The following is a 6000-nucleotide window of genomic DNA, read 5'->3' on the forward strand; positions in this document are numbered from 1 at the left end:
GGGAAAGAACAATGGTAGGAAGAAAAGAAGAAGAATTGCAAGGCGTTACGCTCCTCGGCAACCAAGGAACAAAATATTTATTCGAATACAGCCCAGAAGTGCTAGAAGTATTCGACAACAAACATCCCGACCGAGATTATTTTGTGAAATTTAATTGCCCGGAGTTTACGAGCTTGTGTCAATAAGGGCACACTTCAGTGGTGACACTGTCGGCTAAACCTTGTGAATTCAGGGAAAGAGAATAGGGTAGAAAATATTCATTATTTTGTGTACAATACAAACATAGGAATGTATGTTCGTATTGAGGTGTTTGTATTGTTGCAAACTTCTTTATCTATTAGAACCCTATTTCTCCAACCCTGAGCCAAGCCCTAAAAAATGAGTTGATGCATTTTTTAGGGAAGGTGCAGAGACTATCGAAATCACTTCATCATGAAGCGAGTTAGAGTAGTGATGGAGGAAGAGAGTAGAGTACACTATGAGGTTTAAATCCCATAGTGGAAGCGCAAGGGTTCTTGCTCAATATCGCAGTTGAGCAAGAATAAGATATAGTCCACCTACTTTCTAAAGTAGATGCCAAAAACCGGGCAACCAGATTTCGCTACAATTTACATTAGTTACATTCCTGACAAAAAGTGCGTAGAGAGTAAATCGTTAAAGCTCTATTTATTTAGCTTCCGCAATCACGGCGATTTTCACGAAGATTGCGTAAACATCATTATGAACGACTTAATTAACGTGATGGAGCCACGCTATATTGAAGTGTGGGGGAAATTTACACCGCGCGGCGGCATCTCGATTGACCCGTATTGTAACTGGGGTCGGCCGGGAACAAAATATGAAAAAATGGCGGAATACCGGCTAATGAACCACGACTTATACCCAGAAAAAGTAGATAATCGGTAAAAACCTCCCCGCTTTGGCGGGGAGGTTTTATTTTCGCGAAAAAGTTCAAAAAAAAGTAGTAGTTTTTTTCAGGAAACTTATATATAATGACAATTGATTTTTTTATTTGGGGGTATTAGTCTTGGAAGACAGGACGGCTCTATTAATCGGAGCAAGCGGACTCATCGGACGTGAACTGCTCACATTGTTGCTGCAATCGGACGTGTACGAACAAGTCACCGTTTTAGTGCGGCGGAGATTGCCAATGGAGCACGAGAAGCTTCAACAAGTCGTCATCGATTTTAACAAATTGGAATCATACGAACGCTATTTTTACGTCGATGACGTATTCAGCTGCCTTGGCACAACGATGAAAAAAGCGAAAACAAAACAGAGATTTATTCAAGTTGATTATGAATATACGATGCGCGCGGCGACGCTGGCGGAAAAGTGCCATGTGCAAAGCTTTTTGACCGTTTCTGCCATCGGGGCCGATCCGCATTCTCCTTTTTTCTATAACCGCGTCAAAGGGGAAACAGAAGAAGCGTTGCAGCGGCTTTCGATTCCTTCGCTACACATTTTCCGGCCATCTTTGTTGATCGGCAAACGGGAAGAATTTCGTCTTGTCGAAAAAACAGCGGAATGGGTATTTGGACGCTTGCCGTTTTTATTTGTCGGCAAATGGAGAAAATATAAGCCAATCGAGGCGAAACAAGTCGCGTTGGCGATGTTTCATGCGGCGACCGCTTGTCGAAAAGGCATTTATATTTACGAGTCGGACGAAGTTGCAGCATTTGTATAAAAACCGACCGCATCTGCGGCCGGTTTTTTATTTAATAATTTTATAATTTTTATGGTTAACGACAGTTCGTTCTTGTAAATCGAGCTCTTTATAATTTTCCATGTATGTTAAATCAACGATGACGGAGTTTTCGTTCACTTTCTCTACAATGCCGCGCAATCCGTTTTTAAATTCAATAATGTTGCCTACTTCCGCTTTTTCCATTACTATTCTCCTTTACACCGTATTTGTTATAGTTTGCCTCATTTTCTCGCATAAGTAAAGCCCTTTTTTTCCTAATTTTTATCAAAAAGCAGCAAATATATGCCTGTAGAAAAAAATCGGAAATCGCCAATTCTCGGGAGAACGTCGCTGAAAATAAGTTGTTTTTATCATTCGTATTGCTTATTTCTCAGCGATGGAGTTCTGTTTTTCCTTATTCGTACATTCGACGAAAAGCGAAAGATTTTTTATTGTAATAATACCGCGGAATACACGAAAGCGCGCTTTCAGAAAGGGTTTAGACGTGATGACGTTTGAACAGTTAGTGGAAGCGTACCGTCCGATGATTGTAAGCGTGATGAAAAAGCTACATGTAACGAACGAATGGGATGAGTATTATCAAGTTGGGTTAATTGCCTTATGGGAAGCTTCGCAACAGTTTCAACCGGAAAAAGGGAGTTTCTCCTCATTTGCGTATAAAAAAGTGTATTGGTCCATGCTTTCGCATTTGCGCAAACAATATACACGAACAACAAACGAATGTTCGTTGACGGATGAAGTTACGAACGTCCTTTCCGTCACGCCTTCTAATGACGATCGGATCGTTTTGGAAGATGTGTTACAAGGGCTGACCGAGCGGCAACAGAAATGGGTAATCGGCTATATTGTGGAAAATAAACCGCTAAAAACAATTGCTGAAGAAGAAGGAGTTCCTGTGGGGGCAGTGAAGCAGTGGCGCATCACTGCGTTAAAAAAATTACGGAGCCGGCCGTGGCTATAAAACAGTCCCTCCGAATTTACGCGGAGGGAGCTAGCTGCGCGGCTCTTTCAAATAATGATAAATGACGTGCCCACCACGTTGGGCGATGCCGCGAAAATGTTTAAAATCACTGCGTTTGACAAGCACCGAGCGAAACACGAGGAAATCGTCTTTTTGGACGAACAGCTCGGCAATTTTTCCGTCGCGCAAATCGTCTAAAAGCTTTGCTGCTACTGTTTCATCCATCTTGCTCACCTCGAAGATGCACGAATTCAATGTTATTTTAGCGTAATTGTTGCGTCTTTTGTAGGATAAACACCCATTTTCGTTGCGGGCAAACACCCTTTGCTTGTTTATTCATACAATATGGTGGGTATGTATCATAAACATACTTAACGACTAAAAGAAAGGGAGAGAAAGATGAACGAGTGGAATCCATATATGAACGATGCTCCGTTTTATGACGAGGGGTACGATGTCGATGACATGATGCGCCATCATGACAACAATGCGCCGGCATTACCGATGATGCCAACCACACAAACGATGCCGACGATGTATACACCAGCTTCTCCTTGCGGCTGCCAGCCAACGTCAATGTGGCACGGAGCGGCCCCAACGACGATGGGAGGAGCATATCCGATGGCAGAGATGGAGGCGCCGGGAATGGGAATGATGCCTTCTAGTCCAGCGCCAATGTCGGGCATGCCGATGATGCCAGGTGCTTATCCTTATCCAATGCCAAGTACGCCGACGCAAATGCCGACGGGACCGATGCCGTACCCGTACGGACCAGGCTATTACGGAATGCCACCATTTCCATACGGCTACTATCCACATCGCTAAAAGCAAAAAACTGCGGCTAAAGTAGCCGCAGTTTATTTTGCTGGATTCATTGACTCAATAATTCCTTGGATGAGGCTAATGTCGTTTGTCACAAGAAAGGCAGGAAGCAACACGAGAACTACCACTACCGTTACATAAGATGCAATTGCATTTTTCAAAATTTTCCCAATTCTCATTTTCATCACTTCCTTTGCTTTTTTTATTGTCACATTTTTGTCACAATTCGTCAATATTTTTTGAAAATTCTTTATATTTTCAGCAGGTTGAAATTTCCATTTGAACATTTTGTAAAATTTTGATAAAATAAAAGCACAATTTTGTAGTAACTGAAGAGGTGGCAGTGTGAAAATAAGGAAGGCAAACGTACTAGACGAGCGAACAACGACGAATGTATACATTTACGAAAATAGAAAAGAAGAATATATTGTGATTGCCGTTCCTGATCTTGAATGGTCGTATTTAGTGCGCTACGAAGAAGAAATAGAAACATTGCGGACAAAGTTGTTAGTATCGCTTAGGAAAACAGTGGTGAACGAGCAGGCAGAGCCATTCGTGGACAAGCTTTTATATTGGACTCGCGAAATGTAAAATATATTCATGCCGCGGAACGAGGCGGTGGAGCTCAAAAGCTTCGCCGCTTTTGAATTATCGAGTTAACGTTAGGGGTTCGATGGAAAGGTGATCAAAAAACAGAAGGCAGTGGTTGTTTATTTCCTATTTAGCATATGCTGGATTGTGGTAACGGATTTCATGTTACAAATGTTTCGGTTAGATTATCCCGTGCAAATAATGATTAGCATTGGGAAGGGCGGGCTTTTTGTACTGCTATCGGCTTTTTTCCTTTATCGATTGATGGAAAAAAGCAAACAGCTAAAGAAAACAGCGGAAGATGAACAACAGTTATCTACGCTCATTAACTCGATGCCCGATTTCGTTTGTTTTAAAGATAGCGAAGGCCGCTGGTTGAGTGTGAATGATTTCGGACGGAAATTGTATCATCTTGAAGATGTGGATTATTACGGAAAAACAGATCTTGATCTCGGGGAAATTGTGCCGTTTTTTAAAGAGGCATTTGAATATTGTGTAAAAACCGATGAGGAAGCATGGCGAAAAGCAACGATGACACGGGCAGAAGAGTCATTTATGGTGCCGAGCGGTGAAATAAAGACGTTTGATGTCATTAAAGTCCCACTGTTTGATGAAAATGGCGAGAGAAAAGGGTTATTAACGATCGGCCGTGATATTACGCAACAAAAAGTCGCAGAAACGCTCCTATTGAAAAAAGAAAAGCTGTCGGTGCTCGGAGAACTCGCTGCTGGCATTGCCCATGAAATTCGTAACCCGCTCACATCGATTAAAGGGTTTATGCAAATGGTCAAAGAAACGCGAGAAGTAAAAGAAGCATATATTGACATTATATTAGATGAATTGGAAAGAATAAATCAGATTGTCAGTGAACTGCTCGTGCTTGCTAAGCCGCAAAGTCATTGCTACAAACCGTTTCTTCTCGGTGATGCGATTGACTATGTCGTTCATTTAATCAGCCATGAAGCGTTGTTAAATGGTGTGAATATTTCTATTGATAACAATGCTTCTAGTGTCGTTGTTCACGGGGAAAAAAACCAGCTCATTCAAGTGTTCATTAATATTATGAAAAATGCGATTGAGGCGATGCCGAAGGGCGGAAGTCTAGATTTGCGAGTATGGCGAGAAGAAAATGAGGTGCATGTGACGATCGCTGATACCGGTATCGGCATATCAAAAGAGCGCCTCGAAAAAATTGGCGAACCGTTCTTTACTCTAAAGGAAAAAGGAATGGGGCTTGGATTAACGACAAGTACGAAAATTATTCACGAACATAAAGGAACGATTAAAATTGATAGCGAAGTCGGAAAAGGGACGATCGTACACGTATCGTTACCTATATATGAAGAGGCTGGCCTAAAGTAAAGGCCGCCTCTTTTTCTTTATTCGACCCATGTAGTAGTCGCTTCCACTGGTAGGCGTGTCGAACGGTGAGCAGGAGCGCTGCTTTTTCCGATCGTAATGAGCATGACCGGGATGTAGCGGCTCGGTACTTGGAATTCCGCAGAGAATTTTTCCGCATCAAAGCCGCCAATTGGGCACGTCCCCCATCCTTTGGCCGTAGCGGCAAGCATCAACTGCATCGCAGCGAGCGAAGCGTTGCTAAATGCCGCGTCGCGTGCGTACTGTTTGTTTTCATAAGCCATTGTGATTTGCTGTGCTAACGTTTCTTTAATTTCTTTTGTCATGGCGCCTGCTTGAACAAGCGGGTCGTACACCGTATCGGTATTCTGATTGGCTTCCAAATCGCCTAAAACGGCAATGACGGCGGAAGCGTCAACAATTTGTTGTTGATTGTACGCGATTGGAAGTAAGCGGCGTTGCGCTTCTTTTCCGTGGATCACGAAAAAGTGCCAATGTTGCAAATTCCAAGCGGAAGGTGCTTTTCCGGCGAGTTCCACAATTTCGGTTAGCTCTTCTT

The 6000-nt window shown here is 42.7% G+C and carries 10 protein-coding genes and 1 pseudogene; 7 read left to right on the forward strand and 4 right to left on the reverse strand.

The window, feature by feature from the left end:
• Positions 1–11: 11 nt before the first annotated feature.
• From M4I42_RS07800 to M4I42_RS07810, 3 genes and pseudogenes are all read left to right on the forward strand, one after another.
• Positions 12–185 carry a hypothetical protein gene (locus tag M4I42_RS07800; protein ID WP_442864088.1) on the forward strand — a complete coding sequence of 58 codons (174 nt, stop codon included), beginning with the start codon at positions 12–14 and terminating at the stop codon, positions 183–185.
• Between the two features lie 391 nt (positions 186–576).
• Positions 577–906 (forward strand): annotated as a pseudogene (gene queF / locus M4I42_RS07805) (preQ(1) synthase); the annotation flags it as partial.
• 121 nt (positions 907–1027) lie between these two features.
• A complete protein-coding gene (locus tag M4I42_RS07810) occupies positions 1028–1687 on the forward strand; it encodes an oxidoreductase (protein WP_268851642.1) in 660 nt (219 codons plus the stop codon).
• Between the two features lie 27 nt (positions 1688–1714).
• Here M4I42_RS07810 and M4I42_RS07815 read toward each other — a convergent pair whose 3' ends face one another.
• Positions 1715–1891, reverse strand: coding sequence for a YkvS family protein (locus tag M4I42_RS07815; RefSeq protein WP_268851643.1), 177 nt, complete (start codon positions 1889–1891; stop codon positions 1715–1717).
• Between the two features lie 304 nt (positions 1892–2195).
• Here M4I42_RS07815 and M4I42_RS07820 point away from each other — a divergent pair, with 304 nt between their 5' ends.
• Positions 2196–2669: a sigma-70 family RNA polymerase sigma factor gene (locus tag M4I42_RS07820; RefSeq protein ID WP_268851652.1), complete on the forward strand. Its 474-nt coding sequence runs from the start codon at positions 2196–2198 to the stop codon at positions 2667–2669.
• 30 nt (positions 2670–2699) lie between these two features.
• On the opposite strand, the gene M4I42_RS07825 is transcribed toward M4I42_RS07820, so the two are convergent.
• Complete coding sequence (locus M4I42_RS07825; RefSeq protein ID WP_268851644.1) at positions 2700–2894, reverse strand: hypothetical protein; 195 nt, start codon at positions 2892–2894, stop codon at positions 2700–2702.
• Positions 2895–3068: 174 nt separating this feature from the next.
• On the opposite strand from M4I42_RS07825, the gene M4I42_RS07830 reads away from it, so the two are divergent.
• Complete coding sequence (locus tag M4I42_RS07830) at positions 3069–3494, forward strand: hypothetical protein (protein WP_268851645.1); 426 nt, start codon at positions 3069–3071, stop codon at positions 3492–3494.
• A 32-nt stretch (positions 3495–3526) separates the two neighbouring features.
• Here the strand turns inward: M4I42_RS07830 and M4I42_RS07835 are convergent, their stop codons facing one another.
• Positions 3527–3670 (reverse strand): hypothetical protein, encoded by a 144-nt coding sequence (locus M4I42_RS07835; protein WP_268851646.1) that lies wholly within the window; start codon positions 3668–3670, stop codon positions 3527–3529.
• A 166-nt stretch (positions 3671–3836) separates the two neighbouring features.
• Between M4I42_RS07835 and M4I42_RS07840 the strand changes: the two genes are divergently transcribed.
• Both M4I42_RS07840 and M4I42_RS07845 read left to right on the forward strand, forming a co-directional pair.
• Positions 3837–4082 carry a YueH family protein gene (locus M4I42_RS07840; protein ID WP_268851647.1) on the forward strand — a complete coding sequence of 82 codons (246 nt, stop codon included), beginning with the start codon at positions 3837–3839 and terminating at the stop codon, positions 4080–4082.
• A gap of 90 nt (positions 4083–4172) precedes the next feature.
• Entirely contained in the window at positions 4173–5444 is a 1272-nt protein-coding gene (locus M4I42_RS07845) for an ATP-binding protein (protein WP_268851648.1), read from the forward strand.
• Between the two features lie 17 nt (positions 5445–5461).
• On the opposite strand, the gene M4I42_RS07850 is transcribed toward M4I42_RS07845, so the two are convergent.
• Positions 5462–6000, reverse strand: a 539-nt coding sequence (locus tag M4I42_RS07850) for a nitroreductase family protein (protein WP_268851649.1), incomplete at its 5' end; no start/stop codon positions are given.

This window comes from Anoxybacillus sp. J5B_2022 (assembly GCF_026847645.1).
Taxonomy (GTDB): Bacteria; Bacillota; Bacilli; order Bacillales; family Anoxybacillaceae; genus Anoxybacteroides.

Bases quoted from the DNA above. Each gene is read 5' to 3' on its own strand.
- M4I42_RS07800 (WP_442864088.1), top strand. From the start codon at position 12: ATGGTAGGAAGAAAAGAAGAAGAATTGCAAGGCGTTACGCTCCTCGGC.
- M4I42_RS07815 (WP_268851643.1), bottom strand. From the start codon at position 1,891: ATGGAAAAAGCGGAAGTAGGCAACATTATTGAATTTAAAAACGGATTG.
- M4I42_RS07820 (WP_268851652.1), top strand. From the start codon at position 2,196: ATGACGTTTGAACAGTTAGTGGAAGCGTACCGTCCGATGATTGTAAGC.
- M4I42_RS07825 (WP_268851644.1), bottom strand. From the start codon at position 2,894: ATGGATGAAACAGTAGCAGCAAAGCTTTTAGACGATTTGCGCGACGGA.
- M4I42_RS07830 (WP_268851645.1), top strand. From the start codon at position 3,069: ATGAACGAGTGGAATCCATATATGAACGATGCTCCGTTTTATGACGAG.
- M4I42_RS07835 (WP_268851646.1), bottom strand. From the start codon at position 3,670: ATGAGAATTGGGAAAATTTTGAAAAATGCAATTGCATCTTATGTAACG.